Source organism: Planktothrix sp. (genome assembly GCF_046067725.1).
Lineage (GTDB): Bacteria > Cyanobacteriota > Cyanobacteriia > Cyanobacteriales > Microcoleaceae > Planktothrix.
This window is the reverse complement of the sequence record NZ_JBJUDF010000143.1, coordinates 23,950-49,237: the sequence shown is the minus strand read 5'-3', so window position 1 is coordinate 49,237 and position 25,288 is coordinate 23,950. Positions and strand designations below refer to the sequence as shown.

The 25,288-nt window shown below is 38.1% G+C and carries 24 protein-coding genes; 13 read left to right on the top strand and 11 right to left on the bottom strand.

Going from position 1 to position 25,288, the window contains the following annotated elements:
- Positions 1-916: serine/threonine protein kinase (locus ACKPEB_RS08175; RefSeq protein WP_408964384.1), on the bottom strand; the 916-nt coding region annotated here is incomplete at its 3' end.
- Between the two features lie 243 nt (positions 917-1,159).
- Between ACKPEB_RS08175 and ACKPEB_RS08170 the strand changes: the two genes are divergently transcribed.
- From ACKPEB_RS08170 to ACKPEB_RS08145, 6 genes are all read left to right on the top strand, one after another.
- Entirely contained in the window at positions 1,160-1,471 is a 312-nt protein-coding gene (locus ACKPEB_RS08170; RefSeq protein ID WP_408964383.1) for a hypothetical protein, read from the top strand.
- A 102-nt stretch (positions 1,472-1,573) separates the two neighbouring features.
- Positions 1,574-3,301: a succinate dehydrogenase/fumarate reductase flavoprotein subunit gene (locus tag ACKPEB_RS08165; protein WP_408964382.1), complete on the top strand. Its 1,728-nt coding sequence runs from the start codon at positions 1,574-1,576 to the stop codon at positions 3,299-3,301.
- Positions 3,302-3,553: 252 nt separating this feature from the next.
- On the top strand, positions 3,554-3,793 hold the full coding sequence (locus tag ACKPEB_RS08160; RefSeq protein ID WP_408964381.1) for a hypothetical protein: 240 nt from the start codon (positions 3,554-3,556) through the stop codon (positions 3,791-3,793).
- A 14-nt stretch (positions 3,794-3,807) separates the two neighbouring features.
- Positions 3,808-4,119, top strand: a complete 312-nt coding sequence (locus ACKPEB_RS08155) for a hypothetical protein (protein WP_408964379.1) — start codon at positions 3,808-3,810, stop codon at positions 4,117-4,119.
- Between the two features lie 72 nt (positions 4,120-4,191).
- Positions 4,192-4,434 carry a type II toxin-antitoxin system Phd/YefM family antitoxin gene (locus ACKPEB_RS08150; RefSeq protein WP_408964378.1) on the top strand — a complete coding sequence of 81 codons (243 nt, stop codon included), beginning with the start codon at positions 4,192-4,194 and terminating at the stop codon, positions 4,432-4,434.
- Positions 4,431-4,817 carry a type II toxin-antitoxin system VapC family toxin gene (locus ACKPEB_RS08145; protein ID WP_408964377.1) on the top strand — a complete coding sequence of 129 codons (387 nt, stop codon included), beginning with the start codon at positions 4,431-4,433 and terminating at the stop codon, positions 4,815-4,817. The genes ACKPEB_RS08150 and ACKPEB_RS08145 overlap by 4 nt, the downstream gene beginning before the upstream one ends.
- A gap of 279 nt (positions 4,818-5,096) precedes the next feature.
- Here ACKPEB_RS08145 and ACKPEB_RS08140 read toward each other — a convergent pair whose 3' ends face one another.
- From ACKPEB_RS08140 to ACKPEB_RS08130, 3 genes are all read right to left on the bottom strand, one after another.
- The gene (locus tag ACKPEB_RS08140) at positions 5,097-5,651 is read right to left on the bottom strand and encodes a hypothetical protein (RefSeq protein WP_408964376.1); all 555 of its coding nucleotides are present in this window, start codon (positions 5,649-5,651) and stop codon (positions 5,097-5,099) included.
- 137 nt (positions 5,652-5,788) lie between these two features.
- Positions 5,789-6,169, bottom strand: a complete 381-nt coding sequence (locus ACKPEB_RS08135) for a DUF1823 family protein (protein WP_408964375.1) — start codon at positions 6,167-6,169, stop codon at positions 5,789-5,791.
- Positions 6,170-6,281: 112 nt separating this feature from the next.
- Positions 6,282-7,982: a choice-of-anchor I family protein gene (locus ACKPEB_RS08130; RefSeq protein ID WP_408964374.1), complete on the bottom strand. Its 1,701-nt coding sequence runs from the start codon at positions 7,980-7,982 to the stop codon at positions 6,282-6,284.
- Positions 7,983-8,761: 779 nt separating this feature from the next.
- Between ACKPEB_RS08130 and ACKPEB_RS08125 the strand changes: the two genes are divergently transcribed.
- From ACKPEB_RS08125 to ACKPEB_RS08115, 3 genes are read left to right on the top strand one after another with little or no spacing between them, the layout of a single operon-like run.
- Complete coding sequence (locus tag ACKPEB_RS08125) at positions 8,762-9,697, top strand: phosphate/phosphite/phosphonate ABC transporter substrate-binding protein (protein WP_408964372.1); 936 nt, start codon at positions 8,762-8,764, stop codon at positions 9,695-9,697.
- Positions 9,698-9,756: 59 nt separating this feature from the next.
- Positions 9,757-11,688 (top strand): ATP-binding protein, encoded by a 1,932-nt coding sequence (locus tag ACKPEB_RS08120; RefSeq protein ID WP_408964371.1) that lies wholly within the window; start codon positions 9,757-9,759, stop codon positions 11,686-11,688.
- Positions 11,689-11,747: 59 nt separating this feature from the next.
- Positions 11,748-12,389 carry a YqiA/YcfP family alpha/beta fold hydrolase gene (locus ACKPEB_RS08115; protein WP_408964370.1) on the top strand — a complete coding sequence of 214 codons (642 nt, stop codon included), beginning with the start codon at positions 11,748-11,750 and terminating at the stop codon, positions 12,387-12,389.
- Here ACKPEB_RS08115 and ACKPEB_RS08110 read toward each other — a convergent pair.
- The 5 genes from ACKPEB_RS08110 to ACKPEB_RS08090 form a co-directional block, all read right to left on the bottom strand.
- Complete coding sequence (locus ACKPEB_RS08110; protein ID WP_408964369.1) at positions 12,378-13,295, bottom strand: Npun_R2821/Npun_R2822 family protein; 918 nt, start codon at positions 13,293-13,295, stop codon at positions 12,378-12,380. The genes ACKPEB_RS08115 and ACKPEB_RS08110 overlap by 12 nt on opposite strands.
- Positions 13,296-13,440: 145 nt before the next feature.
- Positions 13,441-14,412 (bottom strand): Npun_R2821/Npun_R2822 family protein, encoded by a 972-nt coding sequence (locus ACKPEB_RS08105; RefSeq protein ID WP_408964368.1) that lies wholly within the window; start codon positions 14,410-14,412, stop codon positions 13,441-13,443.
- A gap of 64 nt (positions 14,413-14,476) precedes the next feature.
- Positions 14,477-15,442, bottom strand: a complete 966-nt coding sequence (locus ACKPEB_RS08100) for a glycosyltransferase family 10 domain-containing protein (RefSeq protein WP_408964367.1) — start codon at positions 15,440-15,442, stop codon at positions 14,477-14,479.
- A gap of 192 nt (positions 15,443-15,634) precedes the next feature.
- Positions 15,635-17,650, bottom strand: coding sequence for an ABC transporter ATP-binding protein (locus ACKPEB_RS08095; RefSeq protein WP_408964366.1), 2,016 nt, complete (start codon positions 17,648-17,650; stop codon positions 15,635-15,637).
- A 77-nt stretch (positions 17,651-17,727) separates the two neighbouring features.
- Positions 17,728-18,903, bottom strand: a complete 1,176-nt coding sequence (locus ACKPEB_RS08090; protein WP_408964365.1) for a glycosyltransferase family 4 protein — start codon at positions 18,901-18,903, stop codon at positions 17,728-17,730.
- Positions 18,904-19,061: 158 nt separating this feature from the next.
- On the opposite strand from ACKPEB_RS08090, the gene ACKPEB_RS08085 reads away from it, so the two are divergent.
- Positions 19,062-20,759, top strand: coding sequence for a glycosyltransferase family 39 protein (locus ACKPEB_RS08085; RefSeq protein WP_408964364.1), 1,698 nt, complete (start codon positions 19,062-19,064; stop codon positions 20,757-20,759).
- Positions 20,760-20,969: 210 nt separating this feature from the next.
- The gene (locus tag ACKPEB_RS08080; protein WP_408964363.1) at positions 20,970-22,181 is read left to right on the top strand and encodes an acyltransferase family protein; all 1,212 of its coding nucleotides are present in this window, start codon (positions 20,970-20,972) and stop codon (positions 22,179-22,181) included.
- Positions 22,182-22,202: 21 nt separating this feature from the next.
- On the opposite strand, the gene ACKPEB_RS08075 is transcribed toward ACKPEB_RS08080, so the two are convergent.
- Entirely contained in the window at positions 22,203-23,408 is a 1,206-nt protein-coding gene (locus ACKPEB_RS08075; RefSeq protein ID WP_408964362.1) for a glycosyltransferase, read from the bottom strand.
- A gap of 144 nt (positions 23,409-23,552) precedes the next feature.
- Complete coding sequence (locus tag ACKPEB_RS08070; protein ID WP_408964361.1) at positions 23,553-23,762, bottom strand: hypothetical protein; 210 nt, start codon at positions 23,760-23,762, stop codon at positions 23,553-23,555.
- A gap of 131 nt (positions 23,763-23,893) precedes the next feature.
- Between ACKPEB_RS08070 and gloB the strand changes: the two genes are divergently transcribed.
- Both gloB and rplI read left to right on the top strand, forming a co-directional pair.
- The gene (gene gloB, locus ACKPEB_RS08065; RefSeq protein WP_408964360.1) at positions 23,894-24,667 is read left to right on the top strand and encodes a hydroxyacylglutathione hydrolase; all 774 of its coding nucleotides are present in this window, start codon (positions 23,894-23,896) and stop codon (positions 24,665-24,667) included.
- 133 nt (positions 24,668-24,800) lie between these two features.
- Positions 24,801-25,259, top strand: a complete 459-nt coding sequence (gene rplI / locus ACKPEB_RS08060; RefSeq protein ID WP_408964358.1) for a 50S ribosomal protein L9 — start codon at positions 24,801-24,803, stop codon at positions 25,257-25,259.
- The last annotated feature ends 29 nt before the right edge of the window (positions 25,260-25,288 follow it).

The following is a 25,288-nucleotide window of genomic DNA, read 5'->3' as shown; positions in this document are numbered from 1 at the left end:
CTAAAATCTTCTGAACCGGAGAGATATATTGTAAGGAAAACCCAGAAGGAATTTTAACATGAAACTGGTTAGGAGATTGAGATAACTGAATAGAAGGTTCAGAGGATGTTTTTGAGAGAAATTTAGGTTTATAATTTAAAGCATATAAAGCAACTTTAGCCGAAGAAAATCGAGCATCTACGGCAGGTTCAATTAAAGTTTCTAACCAGGTTTTAAAGGCTGGTTCTAGGATATCTCCATTAAATTTAATCTTAAAATTTTGTTGAGGTAATTCGGCGGGAGGAATTCCGGTTAAAAGATGAATTAATGTGGCTCCTAACGCATATAAATCTGAAGCGGGAACGGCTAAACCTCCAAATTGTTCAATGGGGGTATAACCAAAGGTTCCAACAACAGTAAAGGTAGATCCGGGGGTTCGCGGTTGAAGTTGAACTGCACCTAAATCAATTAAATAAATATGATGATCTTCTCCCCAAATTAAATTACTGGGTTTCAAATCTCGATGTAAAACTGGGGGATGAAGTTGATGTAAATAATTAAGAATTTCTAAGACTTCAAAAGCAATTTCATAAAGTTGTTTTTGACTAAAACGATGATGTTCGTCTAATTTTTGTTTTAAGGAAGACCCTGGAATATATTCTGTCGCTAAAGCAAACCAGACATTTTGATCATCAAGGGAAAAATAATCTCGATATTTAACTAAACGGGGATGATTTAATTGCTTTAAAATTTGAGCTTCCCGTTCTAATAATTTTAAATCTTCCCATTGCATTGAACCTCCCAACGCCAATAATTTTACAACCGCTTTATCCTTCAGGATTAAATCATCCGCTAACCAAGTTTGGCGAATGGGGTTTTCATTGAGTTGGCGTTTAAGTCGAAACCGATGGTTTAGAAGGGTTCCCGCAGTTAGCATTATCCTTAAAATAGATCATAAAGGTTAATTTGATATTGTATACCAGGGAATAGGAAACATAGATTAAATATTTCAGCAACGATGAATCTATGATTTAAGTTTTTCTCCTGTGGTGGTGACAGACTTGATCGCTGAGTCAACGTAAAGTTTCGTTACAACTCTTATTAAAATGTTTAAAATTTTTCCAAAATCGAATCAACCCTTTAACCTAGAAGTTTAAAGCAATATTACAAGAGAGAGCCAATGCAAGATCTGAAAAAGTATCGTATTCGATGCACACTCACCTATGGTGATATCTACAGCCAAATTATCGTTTGGCTCATTGTCATCTTTATCGCCTTAGCGACTTCATTAGCACTGTGGAGTACAGCCCGACAAATTTATGCTTTAGCAACGGTGGGCTTAATTGTTGTGCTGTCTTTACCTTTTTTACTCTTCGCATTTGTCACGACTTTATTTAACCATATCGAAATTTTATCCGTAGACCCATCCATTGAAGACGCACCCAACCGCGCGGAAATGCCAACTTCCCAAGCGGCGAAAGTTGCGAGTTAGAAATTAAAACTATCTAATGTTAAAACTTCCCTTGTTTTTGACGAGGGGGTTTTTTTATATTGCACTATGGAAGGATATACAGAATAATTAGAACTGTGCACGATGCTAGAACATGATGTGATTATTGTTGGGGGCGGGTTAGCTGGATGTCGGGCGGCGGTAGAAATTGCTCGCACGAACCCCAGCTTAAATATAGCCGTTGTCGCCAAAACTCACCCTATTCGTTCCCATTCCGTCGCCGCCCAGGGGGGTATCGCTGCTACATTAAAAAATATTGATGAAAGTGATAGTTGGGAAGCTCATGCTTTTGATACGGTTAAGGGTTCAGACTATCTGGCTGATCAAGATGCCGTTGAAATTTTAGCTCAAGAAGCCCCGGATGTAATTATTGATTTAGAACATTTAGGGGTATTATTTTCTCGTCTTCCTGATGGACGCATCGCCCAACGCGCCTTCGGAGGACATTCTCACAACCGCACCTGCTACGCCGCCGATAAGACAGGTCATGCGATTTTACACGAACTCGTCAATAACCTCAGACGTTATGGCGTTCAGATCTATGATGAATGGTACGTGATGCGGTTGATATTGGAAGACGGACAAGCCAAGGGTGTTGTCATGTTCCGTATTCATGACGGAGAGTTAACGGTTGTTCGCGCGAAGGCGGTGATGTTTGCAACGGGAGGCTATGGTCGGGCGTTTAATACCACGTCCAACGACTACGCCTCCACGGGGGACGGGTTGGCGATGTCGGCGATGGCGGGAGTGCCCCTGGAAGATATGGAGTTTGTGCAGTTTCATCCTACAGGTTTATATCCGGTGGGGGTGTTAATTTCGGAAGCGGTACGAGGGGAAGGCGCTTATTTAATTAATAGTAATGGGGAACGATTTATGGCGACTTATGCCCCAAGTCGCATGGAATTAGCACCCAGAGATATTACGTCTCGCGCGATTACTTTAGAAATTCGCGCAGGGCGAGGAATTAACCCGGATGGGAGTGCTGGGGGGCCTTATATTTATTTGGATTTACGACATTTAGGACGGGAAAAAATAATGAGTCGGATTCCTTTTTGTTGGGAAGAAGCTCATCGTTTATTAGGCATTGATGCGGTGGTTCAACCGATGCCTGTCCGTCCAACGGTTCACTATTCAATGGGGGGAATTCCGACTAATATTAATGGACAAGTTTTAAGCGGTATCGATAGTTTAGTGGATGGATTATTTGCGGCGGGAGAAGCGGCTTGTGTCTCGGTTCATGGAGCTAATCGTTTAGGGAGTAATTCGTTATTAGAATGTGTGGTTTATGGGAAAAGAACCGGGGCTGCGATCGCTGAATTTATCCAAAATCGGAAGTTACCGACGATTGATGAACAACGTTATTTAAAAGAAGCCCAAGAGCAATTACAAGCGTTATTAGATCAATCAGGAGATTACCGAATTGGGAAACTTCGTCAAGAATTCCAAGATGCAATGACGGAGCATTGTGGTGTGTTTAGAACGGATAGCGTTATGCGAGAAGGGTTAAGTAAAATTCAAGAATTACAGAATCGTTATCAACGGATTTATTTAGATGATAAAGGCAAATGTTGGAATACAGAATTAATTGAAGCCTTGGAATTAAGAAGTTTAATGATTGTGGGAAATATGATTTTAACTTCAGCGTTAAATCGTCAAGAAAGCCGAGGAGCTCACAGTCGAGAAGATTATCCTCAGCGCAATGATGAACAGTTCCTGAAACATACCTTAGCTTATTATTCACCTGCGGGTATTGATTTAGCATATCGTCCGGTTAAAATTACGATGTTTGAACCCCAGGAACGAAAATATTAAAAAAGTAGTGAGGCGTTCACGCCTCCTAGCCCTAAAGCGCTTACTACAATTGACATATAATAGAGAGCAAGCAAAAACTCTTAAAACCAAGTCTATGTTTACTTATATAGCAATCCTATTTGATTTAGGGTAGGGGCAATTCATGAATTGCCCCTACGGTAAGGGTTTTAGTCATAGAGGTTATTACAACCTATTTAGACTTGCTATAGCAAGGTACTGAATCAAGTTAAAAGCCTCACGCTTGTGGATCAATTGCGGTTATTAGAAGACTTGAAAAAGATGATTGAGTTACAAGAAGAAGTTGGAGAAGATGATGAATTAATTTCAGCAGAAGAAATAGCCCAGAGCGAAGTTGCTTGGCAAGATTACCGGGCTGGTCACGATCAGGGGATATCTTCCAAAGAACTTAAATTAAAGTTATTTGGAGAAAAAAAGGAAAACCAAGTATATGTTGTGACAGCAATTAATTCTAGGGGGGATGTTTACAAATAAGGGCGATCGCATTTTTGGGAAGAAAGGAGCGATCGCACTTTGGGAAGAAATGGGCGATCGCTTTCGATGAAAACAGTAGTTTAGAAATTTTAGAATTAGCAGAAAATGTTTTAGATGATTCAGTGGATCAAGAAGAAAACTCTGACCAAGAAAACAGTAGTTCAAAAATTTTAGAAGTTGCCGAAAAGCAACATATTAATACTACTCACCAGTCAGAGGAAGAAGAAATATCAAAGATATCACTAGAGGCAATTCTTAAAGAGGCATTACCAGTATTTTTGTCTTTGTTGGTAATATATATCTTGTATAAATATTTTTCCGCCTAGCCTCTAACTGATTTTTAGCCCTAAAGGGCTTACTACAATTGAGATATAATAGTAACAATATGGTAACTTAATATGACCACAGTTCAAAAAACAGTAGATATTAGTGTAACACAAATGAGCGTGCAAGAATTATTACATCTGGTTGATGAAGGGACAGAGATTTTACTGACAGATGGTAATAACCCTTTGGCTCGTCTAGTTCCTATTTCTCAACAAAATGTACCTCGAATAGCCGGACTACACGAGGGAGAAATATGGACAAGTAATGATTTTGATGCACCATTACCTGAAGAATTTTGGACAGCAGGTGGATGAAATTATTATTTGATACTCATACTTTTATTTGGTGGGATAGTCAGCCCAATCAACTATCACAAACAGCGTTGGCACTGTTGCAAGACAGATCAAGTATTTTGCTACTTAGTGTAGTCAGTATTTGGGAGATGCAAATTAAGTTACAGGTAGGTAAACTAACACTAAATCGAGCTTTAGTAGAAATTATTGAAAGTCAGAAAAAAATTAATCAAATAGAAGTGCTACCTGTGAAACAGGATCATGTTTTAGCATTGGATAGTTTGCCACTTATTCATAAAGATCCTTTTGATCGTTTGTTGGTTGCACAAGCGAATGTAGAAAATGCTGCCTTAGTTAGCGGCGATCCAATTGTTGCCCAATATTCAGTCAATATTATTTGGTAAGTAACTTAACCTGATCGCTTTTCCCTCCATCTTAAATTGCTATAATAACAATCAACCCAAAAATCTCAATATCAAGCAGAATGTCTACTTATAGCGAGGTACTGAGTCAGGTTCAAAATCTCACTCCTGACGAGCAACAACAACTTTTAAAAGTATTGTCAGTATTGATAAGCGATTGGATAATATAGAGTTGCATCCTGAATGTTGCTTCGCGTTTGGTGAGAACACGGTGAGATTCTTCGCTGTGCTCAGAATGACAATTAAGGGTCAACGCTTCGATTAATTTTTTAATTCTTCGGTAAAATCGACTCCTGCACCTCGACTATTTTCGCCATCAGAAACACCATCTCCATTGACATCAACTAAGCTAACTCCGGCTTGAAAATAACATTGTAGGGTAACACTGCCATTTTCTGAAACTAAAATATTAATATTACCTCCTTGAGTCGCGCATTCAAAACTCATGTTTTCGACGGTTTTAATGTTTCGGTTTAAAATCGCCTGAATTTCAGGATTATCACTGGAAATTTCGACCCCAAATTGTTGTTCATAACCCGGAAAGGGCAAAACCCCTAACGGTTTTCCAGTGCGTTCTCCATTCTCTATTGTGGGTTCCCAACAACTTAAATAAACGACTTTTGATTGATCAGAATGAGAATAAACAGATAATCCTAAAATTTCAGGAGGTAAACACTCCTGTTGATAATTTTGGGTTTTTTCGGGAAAATTAGATCCTAGGGTTTGCCATAAAGTTTCGCAGGATTCTGTTTCACAATTTCCGATAATTTTGATTGTTCGTTCTGCTAAGGTAGGTAAACTGAAGGTTAAGCTCATTCCGAAACTCAGTATTGATAAAGATAAAATGTTTAATCGGTTCAATCTTTTCATGATTAATAAAATATTAAAAAAAATAATAGGGAAGTTGATACTAACCCTATTTTATCAGATTTTTAATTTTATTTAGCAATGATTTAGATTAATTTCAGGATTCGCATTTGGGATAATAACCAATTTGCCATGGTTGCTCGTCGGGTCAGTCTTGGCTTGAGTTCTCCAATTTTATATCCTTTAAAACCCAAGGTTTCTTTTAACATTTGTTTATTTTCATCAGGAATAGAACGAGTTAATTTCATCGTTGCTGGACGACTTTCTATAAAATTCGGAGGTTGTGGATAGTCTTCTTTCCAGTAGGGGTCAACATGAGTTGTATCCCATTGTTGAGTGTCAGGATAATAGTGATATCCTAAATAATGCCAAACCAATTGGTTAACAAGATCATCCTCAATTTCTTCATTAATAATTGCCCAAATGGTATCAGTGGTTAAGGGTGGAAGTTCTAGGGAATCAGTCATTATGAAATGGTTTGATTTTGCAGGACAATAATGGTTGAAAGTCCCCACACTCAGCTTATAGCTTCTGGTGGGGACTTTCTGCTTCTGTGATCAATTATAGAGATGAAAGGGTTTAAGCAATACTTCCTGAACGTTTCCGTTTGAGGAATAATCCAGCTAAAACACCGGAAGTTAATAATCCCATAATAGTTCCCGGTTCAGGAACAGCCGCACTAATGGTTGTGGTGCCGCTGACTTCATTCGCTGTAACCACTAAAGGTTGTCCGGTGGGGCTATCTTTGGCTGAAATAAATAAGACACCTTCTGTACCGAGATCTCCCACAGCTAATAATTGTTCAGGAGTTGGAACAGGATTACCATCTTCATCCACACCTAACCAATCATCTTCCGTGAAGGGAACATTGAAATTCCGATTATTAGAATAGTTAACAAAGGAAGGATTTAAGGGGTTGGTAATATCATAAATCATGACTCCACTGATACGTTCTAAACCAATAAACGCATAGGTGCGACCATTAATTTTTCCAATAGTTACCCCTTCAGGTTCCGGCCCTTTGGCATCACTACGGCTATCAAAATTATTTTCTGTATTATCAGAGTTGAAATATTCTGGATATAAATCGGCGGTAATTTGTTCAAAATCATCACCACTATCAAAAACTAAGTTTCCGTTCTCATCCCAAATGGAAAAACTTCGACCCCCAAAGGTATAAAGCTTGTCAAAGTCTCCATCTCCGTCGGTATCTCCCATTTGATTGGTGACGATTAAACGACCTAGATTTTCATTTTTTTGCAGTTCTTTTGCATTGGGAAAGGCGGTTGGGTCAAGCACTAAATCTTTAACCCGGACTTCTTCACTAAATCCATCTTCATCAATACTTGAACCTTCATTGGCTGTGACTAAATAGGTTTTACCACCTACGGTATAGCTTTTCATTTCATCCGGCTGATACATTCCGTAGAGGTTGGAATAGTTGGTGATATTAATAGCATTATCTCTATCACTCGCATCTAAACCATTTCCTTTTAAGCTATAATCCTTAAATCCTAAGCCAACAATCTGGGTAAATTCTTCTTTTTCCAAATCTAATAAACCCATAGCATTATTTTCTTGGAACGTGACCCAAGCTTTTTTTCCATTCTTAGAAACGGTAATATATTCAGGTTCTAGGGACTGAGCAACTGTGATGCCTTCTGGCCCAAAAATTCGGACATTTTCGCCCAATTGATCATGTTTTGAACCTCCAACATTAAAGTCGCTTAAACCAATAAATTTCTGAGTTGGACTTTCGCCTAAAAATAGTTTTTCTAAGTCGATTAAACTAACTGAACCTTCCGGGTTAACCCCGGTTATATAGTTGGCTTCTCCTTCATTAGCGACTAATATTTTTGAACCATCTGGAGTAAAGGTTAAAGTATCGGGCAAAGCACCAACCTGTACCGAAGAGTTTTGTAAATTATTGTTAAATAAATTGCCATTAGCATCTAAAAAAACAATACTTCCAGGGCTTTGAGTATCTACATTTTTAACAGCTACAGCAAATAAGCTGTGATTTTTATATTGAGTCTGACTGACACTTAAAACTGTTCCAAAAGACGGATCAAACTGGGTAATATCAATACTGGTCTTGAGCAAAGGATTGGTTGGATCTTGGATATTGAGAATATCTATTGAATTGGTGCTTTGATTCGTAACAAACAAATTAGCTGATTTCGGATCAAAAGCCGAGATTAATGATGCTCCATCATCAAAAATTCCTGTTGAATAGGTTCCCAAGGGTTTTAATCCAATTGCCATGGCGGGAGTTGCCATTAAACCCAACAAAAAAGTTGAGGGAATGACTAAATTTATCAAGTGCTGTGTCTTGATGAAATTGATACTTTTACCCTGATTGTTTAACATAAAGCTACTATCTCCTAATATTTTTTTATGAATAACATTCATAAAACCCTACTTTTATGAGCGTTAAACTCTAAGATTGACCCCTAAAAAATGCTTATAAATCTGGATTTGAAAACAAAAAGAAGAAATCAAAGACCAAAATTTATAAGCTGTTTTGGCGATAATTCTGCGGACTTTACTGACTTAATTACATTTAGGTGAACACCTATTTTTGGCAACTAGGATGTATCCTAAACCTTGAGTCATAAGCATTGATGAGGGCTTTCTGAACATTCATTTTTTCCTAATATCGAGCATTCTTACATGGCTATCACAAAAATACAAGTTTTGAATCGAGAAAATACGGATATTTTTACCAAATCTTTAAAAAACTGTTCAAAAATTTGGATTATCTACCGTAAATTTTCGGAATGATGACTTTCTACTGATACAGACAATAGGTTCAGAGTTTGTTAAAATCACGAGTAAGCTGCAATCTTAGGGCAGATTTATACTCAAAGGACTCGTGATCACACCCAAAATTCATCAGCCTAGATTGTATTGATACAGGATTCAGCATCAAATCGGTGGCTTTTGGCATCTACCCCAGGGTCAAGTTTGATTGATTGAACTCCGGTACAATTGTCAGGTACTCAAACAATACAGATCACTTTTCTTTCTCAGGGATCTCCTTTGGAGAGTAATCGATCATGTTGAATAAAATGTTGGGAAACGTCTTGTTTCTGGGTTTTGTAACCTTAATGGTAGGTTGTACTCAGACTCCACCTACTCCCTCGGTGACAACAACCACACCGACCCCCACAAGCACAAAAGCCCTTGTGATTGGGGATGTCACAAACCAACCCGCAAAAAAAATTACACGCTATCAGCCTTTAGCGGACTATTTAGCAGCACGTTTATCTCAATTTGGCATTGGTGTGGGGGAAGTCAAGGTTGCACCCGATGTAGGAACGATGGCAGAATTTCTCAAGTCCGGTCAAGTGGATATCTATTTTGATAGTCCTTATCCAGCCATGATTGCAGTTAATCAATCCGGGGCTCAACCGATTTTACGACGTTGGAAAGGAGGCGATGCAATTTATCGCACCATTATTTTTACCCTAAAAGATAAAGGCATTGAACGCCTAGAAGACTTGCAGGGAAAAATGATTGCCTTTGATGATGTCAGTTCAACTTCTGGATTTGTTTTACCCTTTGTTTATCTTAAGGAAGCGGGGTTAAAACTCACAGAAAAAGATTCCACAACGGATGAGGTGGCGAGTGATGAAGTCGGATATGTTTTTAGTAAAGATGATCAGAATAATATTCAATGGGTGATTAGCGATAAAGTGGATGCCGCCGCCGTTGATCATCGAAGTTATTTAGATATTCCTGAAGAAAGCCGTCAGGCTATGGTGATTTTAGGGGAAACCGAAGAAGTGGCGCGGCACGTCGTTTTAGTTCGTTCAAGTTTGCCTCCTCAAGAGGTAGAAGCGCTCAAACAAATTATGGTCGATATGGATAAAACCCCCGAAGGAAAGGCTGTTTTAGAACAGTTTGAGGAAACGGCTAAGTTTGATACCTTCCCGACCCAAAACGACATTGCCAGAATGCAAAAGTTATATGAACAAGTTCAAAACAGGTGAGTTGGATGCTCCAATTCCGACACAAACGATTATCGCTCGCTACGAAGCTTTCGTTAGCAATGACCAGTTTAGTCATTCTGACGGTGGCGGGTGTCACTTGGCTTTCTCTTCATCGTCAGCAACAAACCTTTCGTCAAGAACTGGAGCAACAAGCGGAGCTTTTACTCAATACTTTAGCTGTGACTACCTCCGATCCCCTTTACAATTTAGATGCGGATTTTTTAGAAGAAATTATGCAGCAGTTAGGACGTAATAAAGTCTTAGTTGCAGGTCGAGTTTATGAACAAGAAGGACGGGTGGTGGCGGATGCTTATAGTAATTCAGTTCTGACTTATGGGATTAAACCTGATCCGTTAGGCAAAGAATTGATTAAGAGTGATCAACCGATTTTTTTGTGGGAAGCTGATCAATTATTAGCAGGTCGTGCGGTGGTTGTGGGTCATCAACGTTTGGGGGCTGTTAGTGTTGGGTTATCTACGGCCCCAGTTTATCAAAAAATGGAGGAAGTTCGCAGCCAAGGGATTATTGTTGCGTTGATTGCAGCAGGGGCAGGAACGGCTTTAGCATTGTTAATGAGTCGTTCAATTACGGAGCCTCTGGAACAAATGACTGCCGCCACCCAAGAATTAGCGGCTGGAGATTTGAATCGAAAAATTGAGATTAATAGTCAGGATGAATTAAAGGTTTTGGCGGATTCGTTTAATAGTATGACGGAGCAATTACAAGATTTAATTCAAAGTAAAGAACATTTAATTAGAAGTTTGGAATTAAGGGCTGAAGATTTACGCCTAAGTGAAGCGAAAAATCGGGCTTTATTGAATGCGATTCCTGATTTGATGTTTCGGTTTAATCGAGAGGGTGTGTTTTTAGATTTTAAAGCACCTAGAGGGGATCATTTTTTGCGTTCACTTGGTAAATTTATGAATCGAACGGTTTATGATTTACTACCAGATTATATTGCCCAGATTTATGTTCACTATGTGACGACTGCTTTAGAAACCCAAAACATACAGATTTTTGAGTATGAATGGTTTGTTCAGGGGAAACGCCGTCATTTTGAAGCTCGAATTGTGGTTAGTGGTCAAGAAGAAGTCTTAGCGATTGTCCGAGATATTACTGAGAATAAATTAGCCCAAATAGAATTACAGCACGCGATGGAAGTTGCAGAAGCTGCTAACCAAGCTAAAAGTGAATTTCTAGCACAAATGAGTCATGAATTACGAACGCCTTTAAATGCTATTATCGGTTACAGTGATTTATTGCAAGAAGATGTAAAAGATTTAGGATATGTAGATTTAATTCCCGATTTACAACAAATTAAAACATCAGGACTACACTTATTAACAATTATTCAGGATATTTTAGATATTTCTAAATTAGAATCCGGTGAAATGACAATCCATTTAGAAAGTTTTGATCTTTCTACGTTAATTAATGAAATTCAAGCAACAATTCAGCATTTGGTTCAGACCAATAATAATACTTTCATTGTGAAGGGTGCTAATTATCTAGGAACAATGGTTTGTGATCGAACTAAAGTCAAACAAATTTTATTAAACTTATTGAGTAATGCCTGTAAATTTACAGAGGCGGGAATGATTACCCTGACGATCTCTAATTCTTCTGTTCGGTATGTTTCTAGTCAACGTCATGTACTCTCTAATTCTGTTCACCAAGCTGTTGCAATTAAAGGGGAAGATTGGATTACATTTAGTGTTGCAGATACTGGAATTGGGATGACTTCTGAACAACTTGAAAAAGTATTTCAACCGTTTATGCAGGCTGATAATTCTACCACTCGTAAGTATGGGGGTACAGGATTAGGATTATCTATTACTCAACGTTTTTGTGAATTAATGGGAGGATATATTACGGCTTCCAGCGAAATCAACGTGGGTTCAACTTTTAGCTTTTGTTTACCTAGAGTTCTTGAAGAAGTTCCCCATAAACAGCAGATACAAGAACAAAAGCAGGAAACCCGATATCCCTAATCAAATATAAAGTAAGTTATAATAATTTCTATAAACTTTAATATTGATACAGCCAAAAGATGAAGGAAAAAAATTATATTTACTTACATGGTTTTGCCTCTAGTCCAGCTTCTAAAAAAGCTCAATATTTGCGCGATCGCTTTGCATCTGTGGGTATTAATTTAAACATCCCTGATTTGAATCAAGGAGATTTTTCACATTTAACGTTAACGCGACAATTAAAACAAATTGAATCAGAATTTGCAACTGTTTCCAAACCTATTATTGGGATTGGATCAAGTTTTGGAGGATTAACAGCAGCTTGGTTAGCCGAACAAAATTTATGCGTTGAACAATTAATTTTACTCGCTCCTGCTTTTAATTTTTTATCAGAATGGTTTCTCAAATTAGGAACAGAAACATTAAACCAATGGAAAGACCAAGGGAATTTATCTGTTTATCATTATGCAGAAAACCGAAATTTACCCTTGCATTATCAATTTTTTGAGGATTTATCCCAATATTCGGATCAACAGTTACAGCGTGAAATTCCAACCTTAATCATACATGGAATTGAGGATGAAATAATCCCGATTCAAGCCAGTAGAAATTATGCTGAACAAAGACCTTGGGTTAAACTGATTGAACTTGATAGTGATCATACGTTAGATAATGTTTTAGATGAAATTTGGCAGGAAATTCAGAGAGTTTTAAAAGAATGATTTAAATTGATTTTTAAGTTTTCGGATGTTTTTTTGAAAAGGGTTTTGACTCGGTTTAGATTGAGGCAAAGTATCAGGCTTAGGTTCGTGTAAATAGCGATAATGTTCCCAAATCTCCCAATAGGGGCATCCGGGTTCAATCCGAATTCCTGCCCAATGAAGGTATTGCAGGGGTTGATTGACTTTGGTATCAATTAATCGATAGCCATCCTGTTGAAAATGTTGGCTTCCCGCCCAATTTCCGGGGCCTTTATTTTCTCCTAAGACCAAATTAAATCGCCGTTTAACCCGCTTTAAAATCATATAATTAATGATGGGTTGGTCTGAGGTTTTTTGAGAAAAATCAAAATATTCTGGGTGGGCTGCACATTCAGCAAAGGTGTCATATAAATCCTGTTCTGAAAGTAGGTTTTTCTTAGAAGCCCACCACCCTCCATTAAACATACCTTTTAATTCTTCTGGACTAAATACCGTGTAAATTTTGGGTGTAAAAACATTGGTTAATCCGCCTGCGTGTTGATAATCGCAACAGAGAAAATCATACTCTGATAGAGAATCTAGCCTATCAATAATTTTCTCAAAAACTACAATATCTGTATCGATATATAAGAATTCATCAAACGGCCCAAACCAGCAGGCTTGCTTCCGAAATTGATTTGGACGGGCAAAGAATTTTTCTCCAAAAATCTGTTGAAGTTGAATTGAGAGTCGTTCAATAAAGTTTAAATCGTCATAAACTTGTACGCCATAATCTTGTTGTAAACGTTCAGCAACTTGATGATAATTGTTATCATAGGGAATCAAAACAACAGGGGTTTGGTTATCGTAAGTGCGGATACTATTGAGTAAGGCGATCGCTTGATCGGTAAATTTATCGTTAGCCGTAATATAAATCCCACGAGTCATAAAAATCTCCTCAATTTCATGAACAGGAAGCAGAAAAACAAGAAGCAACGATGCTGGAGGTAGGAAGCAAAAAAAGAGAAGGAAAATCGAGGGTTTTTACCTAATAATTTCCAGCACTGTTAATTTCTTCAGGTATCGTTTCTGCTTAACGACTTAAGTTGAATTTTCGCAAAATGCGCTTAACAAGACTGGGTTTAGAACTTACATTATAGGGAACACCTGGGGTGGTAAAGACGGGGCGTTTTTCAGGTTCATGTAGATAGCGATAATATAAAAACACATCTCGGTAGGGAAATTCAACGTTTTTACCTTTACAGACCGCTTCCATCACACTTGGCATAATTCCAATGTAATGAAAGTACGTTAAGCGATTACCTTTATCATAAAGAATATGATCTTTTTCTTTAAAATGACTAGAGGTAACGCTGTTCCCCGTTCTAATGCTGTTCGGTAAGTAATAGGCAAAGTTATAAATGGGGATTCCTGAACGCATGAACATATAATTCAAAACCGGTTGATCTCCTTTGGGATACAGAATTTCTAATTCTCCTCCCTCTTGCAAATTGGATAGTAACCATTGACATTTTTCTTGATCAAATAATCCTCTTTTCGTTGCATAGAACCCAGAACAAAAGATTTGAGAATCAATTAACTCTTGCGGAAAAACCTGGGTTAATTTAGAAGATTTAAGATTATAAATTCTCTCCGGTTCAAAATGCTGAAAATCATAAACAACACAATCATATTCATCTAATTTATTAAAAATAAAATCAAGCGGACTCATTAATAAAGTATCAGCATCCATGTAAACAAACCGTTCAAAAGGGCCATTAAAGCCACAAAAGCGACGATGAGCTCCATAAAGCCTATATTTTTTATTGGTACTGGCGGGACTGGCTCCAGCCATAAATTGATCCCAGTGATTAATAATTTCTTGATTATTATATAAACTGACATTTGGACGCCGGGCAATTTCCTCGCTTAATCGTTCTAACCGCTCATCAAAGGGAAACACACAAACGGGTGTGTCTGAGCCTGAATTTGCATCAATACTATTAAGTAATGCTACGATTTGATCGTAAACTACATCATTACCAAGGGTATAAATTCCCTGCATACTGATTCCTCTCTTTTTATCAATCTTTGAGATAATGCCCGTTGAGCCTTAAAAATTAATCAAATTAGAGGTTAAACGCTTCAGAAAACTCAGATAACCAATTCAATAAATTTAGTTTGTGTAAAATAATCTGTCGAGCTTCTGTGATCGCAGCTTTCGCTTCAAACCAAGCATCAGGGCTGCTAATAACCTCTTGAATATAGGATACTCCTTTTTCATCTAAACTGGGTAATCTTAAGAAACTGCCTGGAGGCAGTAAGTGATCGGCTGCTGGCCCGCCATAATAAATGGGAAGACACCAAGCCAGTAAAGAATCCCACAGTTTTTCCGTCACATACCAATTATTATCAGCATAATTCTCAATTGCTAAGTTGTAATAATAAGGAGCCATTCCGTACCATTTATTTTTTAATTCTCCCGATGCTGTGACCCAAGTGGGTAATCCCCGACCATAAAAATCAATTTCCCGATTTTGAGCTTGTAACGCTTTCAAAAAATCTAATCGTTTCCGATGATTAGCAGTGCGATTAACTCCCGATGTAATCCAACTACAAGCCTTGACTTTTTCAGGAGGATTCATTTCATTTAATTCGCGAAAGGCGTTGGAATGATACCAAATAGCCGGCATATAATTAGGTGTTGGGGCGAAGTCATCAGGGCCAGAAATATAACCGCAATATTGTTGGGCTGTTTCATAATTGCTTTTATTGATTTCCACGACTTCTTCTAAGGGAGGTTCGCGCAATAAATAAATTATCTGGTCTTTGGGAACGCCTCTAAACTTTTCTCGAATATCGGGTTCGGGGGGTTGAGGTTTAAGGGTTTGTTTTAAGCGTTCTTTCCACGTTAATTGTTTAACGGGTTTCCCAAAATCAAATTGATAAAGTAACAGAAAATCTGGCTGAGGATGATTGGCTTGAATCCTAATATTACCCCACTTGCCAAAACTATAAGGCGTTTGTTGCCAAAGCCAATCACCTTGGTTTAAGCCGGGATAGCTGGTCATCATGCCAACAATTTTTTCAGTCATAGTTTATTCTAATTGAATGATTGATACAGTAACAAGAGGGATACGCATCGGTTCTAAAATGTGAGCTAAAATTTTAGCAATCCGGTTTTCCCAAGACAACTGATGAGAAAATTCCAGATTTTCTGCATATCCCTTTGAACCGATAAAAATTTAGCAGGAGCATAACATAAATTCCTTCAGGATCAGTTGAATTTAATTTGAAAGTTTGCTATTTAAGCGAATTTTTACACTGTGTTCAATAAATTCTAGGCTATCTAGGATAAACGTTGCTGAACGATAGGACTCGTTCAGTAGTTCTTGCCGTTCTTCTGGATCATCGATTAACTCATCGGCTAATAATTGCAGGAAACCGATCATCGGGTTAAGGCGGCTGCGAACCTCATAGGAACTGCGAATAATGGCGCGATCGCGACTGGCTTCATCAGCAAATTGCAGGGTGTAAAGTTGAGTATATTTTCCACCTTTTGCCAGCAGTTGATCATGGGTTCCTACCTCCGCTAAACATCCTTGCTCTAAAACAGCAATTTGATCAGCTTTTTGAATGGTGGATAAACGGTGAGCGACAACAACCGTTGTGCGCTCATGACTGAGTTTATCAATGGCTTCTTGGACTAAACGTTCTGAAACCGTATCTAAGGCGCTGGTGGCTTCATCTAAAATCAGGATATCGGGATTTTGTAGGATAGCCCTAGCAATGGAAATGCGTTGACGTTGACCGCCTGAGAGTAAAACACCGCGATCGCCAATGGGGGTGAGAAACCCTTGGGGTAACTTAGTAATAAATTCTTCTGCATTGGCTTGTTGAGCCGCAAAAATAATTTCTTCATCGGTGGCATCAGGTTTAGCGTAGGCGATATTATCTCGAACAGAAGCGTTAAATAGAAACGTATCTTGGCTGACGATTCCCATTGATTGTCTTAGAGTTCTTATGTCAAAATCTCGCAAATCTTGACCATCAATTGCTATAGAACCTTGAGTTGGATCATAAAATCGGGGAAGAAGATCTGCCAAGGTGGATTTTCCCGCACCAGAACCCCCAACTAAAGCTAAAGTTTGGCCTCGTGGAATATACAGGTCAATATTCTGAAGGGCGATTTTGTCATGACCGGGATAGATAAAAGAAATATTATTAAAATGAATCCCTTCTTGAATTCCTGTAAAAGGAATAGAACCGGATTTCATAATCGGTTTATTATCCCGTTTTAAAAACCCGCCAATAATGTTAATTGCTGCCACCCGTTGCGCTAAGTTACTCCGAGCATTATTGAGTTGAGAAATCAGAGGTAAGGTACGGAATAGGATAAACAAATAGGTGAGTAAAATCGTTGATAAGGCAGTAATTTGATCTTGAGATAAAAAGAATTTTCCGATCACAATTAGCACTAACAGAACGAGCATATTCACCACTTCATTGATTGGGGCAATGGCGGCTGAAGCCATTTGAGCTTTATAATCTGCCTTTTCTCGTTCTCGAATTAACTTTTTAAGCTGTTCATATTCAGGGTTTTCATTAGCAGTGGCTTTGACTAAGCGAATTCCATTCAGAACTTCCATCTGCTTAATTGAATAATTTCGGGAGGCTTCTGACAGAAGATTACCTGATTGTTTAGCTTTCCCAATAATATATTGATTTAAAATAGTAACAACAAATAGCAATAAACCTGTTGCTAAGGTGAGTTGCCAAGAAATGGAGAGGAGAATGATCACAAACACAAAAATCGTGATCGAGGTGGTAAACATTCCAATATAAATCCCAATGGCACTGGAAGCCCTGGCAATTTCTCCCCCTAATTGGTTAATTAAATCCCCTACTTTTGTTTTTGCATAGAAATCTAAATCCACATCTAACATTAACTTTAATCCGGCTTCGCGCATATCGCAGGTTAAGGCACGACTTAGGGAACTGGAAACTATGCTACTCCAATAGGTTGTTAAGTTCTTTAAAACTAATGCTAATAAAATTGCTAAAGCCATTAATCCTAATCGATAGGATTCGGGAACATCCACAAAAGGAAGTAACATTTTTTGGATTAAAGGAGGAGCGCCTTTCATTTCCATTTCTTGACCTAGAAAATTTAAGACAACCGGAACAATTAAGGTGGTACTAACGCCACTAAAAATAGCTCCAGAAAATCCTAATAAGATTGTCAAGATAATCCTAGTCGGATATTGTCGTGCATATTGAACTAAATAGTTTTGATTAGGCATACTAAATTTTTATAATTAATCCCATCGTAGCTTGAACCTTTATTGTACATTCTTACATTTATCTCTGGGCTTGAATTCTAATGCAGTTTATCAATAATCTCCTGTAAAATAACAGCCATTGCATCAAGACTGTAGTTCTCAATACATCGCTGGCGGGCTTTCCAACCTTTCGCCTGCGCTTCTTCAAAATCATCAAAAATCCTCCCTAGGGTTTGAGCAATTTGTTCGGGTGAACTTGGCTCTACTAAATATCCAGTTTCGCCCAAAATTTGAGGAATATCTCCAACTTGAGTTGCTAGAATCGGTTTTGCCATTGCCATGCCATCAGTTAGCTTTAATGGAAATTGAGCTTGCGCTGCGGGAACATCTCGTTGAGGAACCACAACAACATGGGCTGCGGCAACCACTTCAGGCATCATTATAGCCGGAGTTTTTGGTAACTTAATGATCCACTCTCCCCATCTTTCCATTAGTTGTTGGTCATATTCATCATAGGGGCTTCCTCCCACAATTACTAATTTAATATCCTTTTGATTGAGTTGTTCTAAGGCAATCAAAACATCTTCTAATCCTTTATAGGGTCTAGGTGCTCCCGGAAACATTAAAACTCGATAGTCCTTCAATCCATACTGAAAACGACTGGCTTCTGAATCATAACGTTGGGGATCAAATAAGTAGGTATCTTTTCCATTGGGTAAATAAATCCCGCCAAAGCGTTGCTTTAAAAATTGGGTGTGAAGGGTGATACAATCGGCTTGAGAAACCAACCGTTCGATCCATTTTAAATAAAGGGGATAATCGGGTTGTCTTAAAGAGCCATCAGGTTTAAGCAGATCTCTTCCCAGTTGTTTGAGGGAAGGTTTATATTGGTACTGTTCTCCCCCATGCCAGCTTAATTCCCAATCATCAATATCTAAAATCACAGGACGATGGGTTTGCCATCTTTTGAATAAAGATAAAGCAAAGCTGGTGGGTTTGAGTTTATAAGCATAGATGATGTCCCCGGTAATCTGCTTCAACAGTTGTTGAGCCGATTTAAAAAATTGAGGATAATAGGTTTCTTTGATGATAGAAACAATCGGAATATCATCACTCAGGGTTAAGGTTTCATCTGCGGCTTGAGTGAAGCCGACTATTTCGATTTCACAGTTGATTTTTTTTAGGGCTTGAGCCAGTAAAAAGGGGCGAACAGCACCTCCCCACCTTCCGGCTCCGCTACTCGATAAATCACCAACAACGATTGAAACTTTCATAGTAAAACAGGCTATCCTTTTTTCATTGTGGAATTTAACAATTTCTACTCAAAAATTTTGCAAGAGAAAAAGTTAAGGGTTGCGTTGGGTATAAGCAGGAATTAAAAGTTGTGGTTTCTATCAATTTAGTCTTGATCCATTACTTAGGTTGATTTTTTATGAAAAAAGGTAAGAAATTAGTGTTTTTTGCAAAATCTTTATCCCTAGAAACTTTACTAATTGCAGCAATCTTCATTAGCATTTCTATTAGAGTGATTAACTTAGGGAGTCGCGAGTTTTGGTACGACGAAGTATTATCCCTGCTCTTATCGACCGGACAAAAAAGTGCTTATGTTACTCCGAAGGATGTCCCTGTTGTTTTAGCTAATTATACTCTACTCCTGAATTTACCACCGGAGTCTAGTTTTAGTGATCTTTTAAGAACTCTAGTCAGTTTGCTCAAAGGAATTGTTGCAGAACCTCATCCCTTCTTATTTTATCTGAGTCAGCATTTCTGGTTACGGTTATTTGGCAATAGCGAAATTGCCCAACGCAGTCTTAATCTGTTAGTTAGTTTATTCAGTATCGGGTGTGGTTATGGTTTAGGACGAACTTTATTAGGATATCGAGGCGGTTTATTATTTGCAGCCGCTTTAGCAACGAATCCTTTCTTTTTATTCCACTCTCTCAATGTCCGAATGTATGCTCCATTAGTGTTATGGACAATTTTAAGTGCTTGGGCTTTAATTCAGTTAATCGGTGTTGATAAAATTAAACCTCAAAACACTCCAATTGAACATAAAACGCCCCTAAAATTGAAACAACAACTGTTTTGGACAGGGGTATTAATTGTTGCTGTGGCGGCAGGATGTTTAACGTTTTATTTATTTGCTTATTGGGTGATCACTTTAGCCACTTTAGTCTTATATTTAGATCGACGTCACTGGTGGCAACACGCTTTACGTTTAGGAACTGGGGTATTAATTACGGTTCCTTGGGTGTTATGGGGAACTCGTCAACAATTGCGGAATGCTGACTTAGGACGGTTTAGCACTCCTGATGGTTTTTTTGCCACAATGATACAGCATTTACAAGATGTTGCTTATCTTTTAGGGGTGCAATTAGGGGTAGGAGATTGGATTACCAGTATTCCGGTTTGGGTTGCAGTAACTACGGGTATTTTCTGGATTATTGTTTTTACAATTGGCAGTATTCGTCTGTGGAAATTGGGAGAAAATCGACGCTTAGGAGTCGTGTTAATTTTAGGAATTTTCCCTCTGTTTTTAGCCTTAATAGCGGATATTGTTGGTAAAAAATTTACAATCGGCTTTGGTTGGGGAAGAAGTTTAATGATGATTCTTCCCGGTTGCTTATTATTGATAACGCTCTTGATTCAAGAAATCAAAAAAGAACCGTTATATCGTCTGACAGCAACGGGTTTAATTCTCATCTATTTAAGTATTAGTATAGGCGATTATAGTTTAAGACCTCGGCAAATGTTTCATCAAATTTCTGATATCATTGCCACTGAACCCACCACCCCTACCTTAATTGTTATGAATTCTCAAGCGTGGGGTCATGTGAACCGTTTAGCTTATTATATTTCTCCTCAATATCCTGTGTCTTTATTGGCTCAAGAATCTGCTAAACTTGCTCCGGCTTTGGAAAAATTGTTAACCTCTCAAACCTTACCCTATGGAAGAATTATTGAGTTAGAAGTTGCTGAACCTGTTTGGTCTGAACAAATGACTGATAATCAAAGACAAGAAATTCAAGCTTTGATGAATCAGAATTTTAGATTAAAAAAACAGGAGCCTCTATCAGGAACAATGGACATTGACCAATTTACAGTTAATTTATTTGTCAAAAACCAATGATCAACATGAATAAAAATAAAATTAATCAAATAACTTTTATTTTAACCGCTTTTTTATTAACCTATTTTTGTATTAAAACCATACAATTAGGATTAATGTTGTTTTAATTCCTATTACCTTTGTAATTTTTTCATTTGCAAGGTCACGCAAGGGTAGCATCAATTAATCAACTACAATAGGTGAATTAATTTTTATCAGATATATTAATTTATGGCAACATCTGCTCTTGCTAAACCCTATACTCGTCTGAGTGAACTGTTACCCACTCTAAAAGCCATCGCTATTTTCTGGATTGTACTTTATCACATTTGGGCTTATACCAAAGGATATCTTAAATTTTCAGAAATCACGGAGATTTTAACTGAAAATGGTGTGAAAGGACTGATAGAAGGATGCCTTAATTTCTTTTGTTTAATGGGAGAACAGGGGGTACATATTTTCCTAATTGCAAGTGGGTTTGGACTGGCGACTTCTTGGTGGAAAAATTACCAAAAAAATCAAAATAATCCTAATATTATAGCATTAATTCCCTTTTGGAAACGGCGATTATTCAGAATTTTTCCCCTGTATTGGATGGCTCATGGTTTAGCTTTATTGATCTATTGGATAAATCCTGAAAGGGTTCCCTTTGGTCAAGAAGTTTGGACTCAAGGAGGATTAACCATTACCTCAGCAATTTTTGCCAGTTTAACGACTTTGAGAAATTTTATCATGCCCTTTTATACCTTCTTAAATGGGGCTTGGTGGTATGTAGGATTAATCGTTCAACTTTATTTTGTTTTTCCATTTTTAATTCGCTGGGGGAAACGTTGGGGATGGCAAAATCTGTTAATCAGTTCAATCATTATTTCTTTACTTTATCGCGGATTAATTGTTTTTCTTCCCCTGAGTGATAGCGTCACAGATCGATTATTACGGGGAGCATTTTTTCCGTCTCGGTTATTTGAATTTATCTTAGGAATCGTTTTAGCGATCGCTTTATTAGAACAAAATTCTGTATCTAAGCATTTATTGAACTGGAGTCTAAATCTACTGTTTCAACGCCGATGGTTGGGAATTTTGATCATGATTTGGGGGTTAGGATTAGCTGGTGATTGGGTATCGGAGGAAACCTTAATAGTGTGGAGAATTCCCGCCGATTTTTTAATAGGAATAGGAGAATTTTTTGCGTTATTTCAAATCATTAATTATTTACCAAGCCTGAAACGATGGTTGAATCCCATTGGCGATACATCCTATGGAATTTACTTAATCCACATGAACTTAGAAATCTTTTTATGGGTTGCAATGGGTTTTATCTCGTTTTATTGGTTACGTTTATTGCTAGTAGTTGCGATCGCTTGTTTATTAGGAGGATTATTTGATCTAGCTGGAAATTGGATGATTAAACAGGGGTTAAAAAATACCCCTTTCTCTTCTTAAACAGAATCGCAAAACTCGCCATCATTTAACTTCCGTTACCCGCCAACTTAATTTTAAATTCAGCCAGAAATTCCAAAACGTGACAATTGCGATCGCAATAATTTTAGAGACATAAGCATTCATCCCAAATATATTAAACAGGAGATTGACAATTAAGACGTTTAAAATCAACCCCGATAAACAAATTAAGTTAAACTTCAAAAAGCGTTTAACTCGTTTTCCCATGCCTTTCTGATGGCTAGAAATATCTCCAAATGTCCATAGATCATTCCAGAGAAAATTATTGAAAATTGCCACTTCTGCGGATAAAATTGCACTGCGGGTTAAGGCTAAACCGAGAACAGTATAAAGGAGATAAAACACTCCCATATCGACAAAAACACCACTAAATCCTACAATTCCAAATCGTAAAAACCGCATTAATGGCCATCGAGCCAACCGTAATTTCACTAAATGTTGTAAATATTCAATATATTGTTTCCAAGTGACTTTACTTTCTCCTTCTAAGCGTTCTTGGAAAACATAACCGACTTCTCCTACCCAACGAATTTGACCTCGACCTAACACTTCAATCAGAATTTTATAACCCACCGGATCAAGGGTTTTCCCAGCAATTGCATCTCGTCTGACCATAAAATATCCACTCATCGGATCAGACACTCGACCGATGACACCGGGTAATATAATTAATCCTAAAACCTGCGCTCCTCTCGATAAAAACCGCCGAACAATACTCCAATCACTAACGCCTCCTCCTTCAACATGGCGACTCGCAACCGCTAAATCTGCACCCCGTTTTATTTCTCCTAAAAGTTGTAATAAACTTTCTGGAGGATGTTGTAAATCTGCATCAATAACCCCTAAAATTTCTCCTCTGGCGACTTGCCAACCTCGGATCACGGCTGTTGATAATCCCCGTTCTTCTTGACGTCGCATGACTCGCAGTTGAGGAAATTCTGGCATTAACTCCGCCGCCACCTTCCACGTTAAATCCGGGCTATCATCATCAACAATAATTAACTCATATTGATTGGGAATTGTTGCTTCTAATAACTGAGTTAACTGATGAACAATTTCCTTAACATTTTCGCTTTCCTTATAGGTGGGAATTACCAAAGATAATCGAATTGCAAACTCCCCTATTTCTGTCGGGATAGCAGCTTGTGAAGGAATCTGTAATGACCCTGTGGGAACTGGAAGAAGGCTACTGATTTCAGGCAAATTCATAGGGGGTTTGACCTCATTAATGATTAGTTTGATAGCATTGATGATGAATTAGCTTTCACAGGAAGACTTGATCATCACTCAGCTAATTCCTTGATGCTAATTATTCAGCTTGGGGTCTGTTTTCGCGGTTTCCTTAAACAAAAATTAAATATCATTAAATTTGAGCCGACCTGTTTGGACATAATCAAAAACTCGATTAATCTGTTGGCGTTCAAACTCATTAATCTCTTTATCGGATAAAATAGCAGAAGTTAATCTCAAATAGTCAACATGACTAAGTTGACCGGAATTAATAATCCGATCTGTCATTTGCAGAATTGAGATTTTAGACCGAGTTTGAATTGTCCAGAGCATTTGAATGATCACCTTTGTGATTGAAATATGGACTTAATTTTACGATAAGATTTGCTAAACGACTGACGTAAACCCGGAAAATATTAACGATTCTAACGTTTGATCAAATTGTCCTAGGAGATGTTTGTTTTATGCAAATTGAACGAATTCCAGCCCTCTCTGATAATTATATTTTTTTACTGCATGATCCCCATCGGAAAATAGCAGCCGTTGTTGACCCCGCAGAAGCTGATCCTGTTTTACACCATTTACAGACCTTAGATGCTGAATTAGTTGCAATTTTTAACACCCATCATCACGGAGATCATGTAGGAGGAAATACTAAATTAATCCAACACTATCCTAATCTTACGGTTTATGGTGGTGCAGAAGATCAAGGCAGAATTCCGGGTCAAACGGTATTTTTAAACGCGGGAGATCAGGTTCAATTTAGTGATCGAATTGGGGATGTCTTGTTTGTTCCGGGTCATACAAAAGCCCATATTGCCTATTATTTCCCGCCTCAAAATAGCGATGAACCGGGTGATTTATTTTGTGGGGATACTTTATTTGCTGGGGGATGTGGTCGTTTATTTGAAGGAACTCCTCAACAAATGGTGACTTCCCTAAATCAGTTCCGTAATTTACCTGAAACAACTAGAGTATGGTGTGCCCACGAATACACCCTGAATAATTTAAAATTTGCCTTAACGGTAGATGCTGACAACTTAGAATTACACAATCGTTTTCAAGATGTCAAGTTAGCTCGCAGTCAAAATCAACCGACCATTCCCTCAACAATTGGTTTAGAAAAACGCACTAACCCGTTTTTACGTTGGGATATTCCGAGTTTACAAACCGCAGTCAAAAGTCATGATCCGATCCAAACCTTTGCTCGTTTGCGAGGAATGAAAGACCAATTTTAAAGAACAGATTTTGTCGGGTGCGATAGGTCGAGTTAAGTCATCGGTTAATGCAAAAACGGATCATGGACTTGCGATCGCACCCGGATTTCGTTAATATAGAGTGTTTGGGTTAAAAAAAATATAGGAACTGATCATGGCGAAGCGTGTTCAAGTGGTTCTGACCAAAGATGTCAGTAAACTCGGAAAAAATGGGGATCTCGTAGAAGTGGCCCCTGGTTATGCTCGTAACTATTTACTACCTCAGAGTATCGCAGTTCGGGCAACCCCCGGCATTCTCAGACAGGTAGAACGTCGTCGGGAAGAAGAACGTCAACGGCAACTGGAACTTAAACAACAAGCGGAAGCTCAGAAAAAAGCCCTGGAAGCGGTGGGTGTGTTCAAAATTGCCAAACAAGTTGGGGAAGAAAACGCAATTTTTGGAACTGTTACAGAGAAGGAATTAGCAGAATTGATTCAACAAACCATCGGTCAAGAAGTTGATCGTAGAGAAATTACTCTCCCCAGTATCAGCAAATTAGGAACCTACAAAGCTCATATTAAGTTACATTCAGAAGTAACGGCTGATGTGGATGTTGAAGTGGTTTCCCTCTAAATTTTTATTGGATTCAATTTAACCAATCC

Bases quoted from the DNA above. Each gene is read 5' to 3' on its own strand.
- ACKPEB_RS08070 (WP_408964361.1), bottom strand. From the start codon at position 23,762: ATGCTCTGGACAATTCAAACTCGGTCTAAAATCTCAATTCTGCAAATG.
- ACKPEB_RS08165 (WP_408964382.1), top strand. From the start codon at position 1,574: ATGCTAGAACATGATGTGATTATTGTTGGGGGCGGGTTAGCTGGATGT.
- ACKPEB_RS08075 (WP_408964362.1), bottom strand. From the start codon at position 23,408: ATGAATTTGCCTGAAATCAGTAGCCTTCTTCCAGTTCCCACAGGGTCA.
- ACKPEB_RS08135 (WP_408964375.1), bottom strand. From the start codon at position 6,169: ATGACTGATTCCCTAGAACTTCCACCCTTAACCACTGATACCATTTGG.
- ACKPEB_RS08105 (WP_408964368.1), bottom strand. From the start codon at position 14,412: ATGCAGGGAATTTATACCCTTGGTAATGATGTAGTTTACGATCAAATC.
- rplI (WP_408964358.1), top strand. From the start codon at position 24,801: ATGGCGAAGCGTGTTCAAGTGGTTCTGACCAAAGATGTCAGTAAACTC.
- ACKPEB_RS08090 (WP_408964365.1), bottom strand. From the start codon at position 18,903: ATGAAAGTTTCAATCGTTGTTGGTGATTTATCGAGTAGCGGAGCCGGA.
- ACKPEB_RS08140 (WP_408964376.1), bottom strand. From the start codon at position 5,651: ATGAGCTTAACCTTCAGTTTACCTACCTTAGCAGAACGAACAATCAAA.
- ACKPEB_RS08115 (WP_408964370.1), top strand. From the start codon at position 11,748: ATGAAGGAAAAAAATTATATTTACTTACATGGTTTTGCCTCTAGTCCA.
- ACKPEB_RS08110 (WP_408964369.1), bottom strand. From the start codon at position 13,295: ATGACTCGTGGGATTTATATTACGGCTAACGATAAATTTACCGATCAA.
- ACKPEB_RS08130 (WP_408964374.1), bottom strand. From the start codon at position 7,982: ATGGCAACTCCCGCCATGGCAATTGGATTAAAACCCTTGGGAACCTAT.
- ACKPEB_RS08085 (WP_408964364.1), top strand. From the start codon at position 19,062: ATGAAAAAAGGTAAGAAATTAGTGTTTTTTGCAAAATCTTTATCCCTA.
- ACKPEB_RS08100 (WP_408964367.1), bottom strand. From the start codon at position 15,442: ATGACTGAAAAAATTGTTGGCATGATGACCAGCTATCCCGGCTTAAAC.
- ACKPEB_RS08120 (WP_408964371.1), top strand. From the start codon at position 9,757: ATGACCAGTTTAGTCATTCTGACGGTGGCGGGTGTCACTTGGCTTTCT.
- ACKPEB_RS08150 (WP_408964378.1), top strand. From the start codon at position 4,192: ATGACCACAGTTCAAAAAACAGTAGATATTAGTGTAACACAAATGAGC.
- gloB (WP_408964360.1), top strand. From the start codon at position 23,894: ATGCAAATTGAACGAATTCCAGCCCTCTCTGATAATTATATTTTTTTA.
- ACKPEB_RS08095 (WP_408964366.1), bottom strand. From the start codon at position 17,650: ATGCCTAATCAAAACTATTTAGTTCAATATGCACGACAATATCCGACT.
- ACKPEB_RS08125 (WP_408964372.1), top strand. From the start codon at position 8,762: ATGTTGAATAAAATGTTGGGAAACGTCTTGTTTCTGGGTTTTGTAACC.
- ACKPEB_RS08080 (WP_408964363.1), top strand. From the start codon at position 20,970: ATGGCAACATCTGCTCTTGCTAAACCCTATACTCGTCTGAGTGAACTG.
- ACKPEB_RS08145 (WP_408964377.1), top strand. From the start codon at position 4,431: ATGAAATTATTATTTGATACTCATACTTTTATTTGGTGGGATAGTCAG.
- ACKPEB_RS08170 (WP_408964383.1), top strand. From the start codon at position 1,160: ATGCAAGATCTGAAAAAGTATCGTATTCGATGCACACTCACCTATGGT.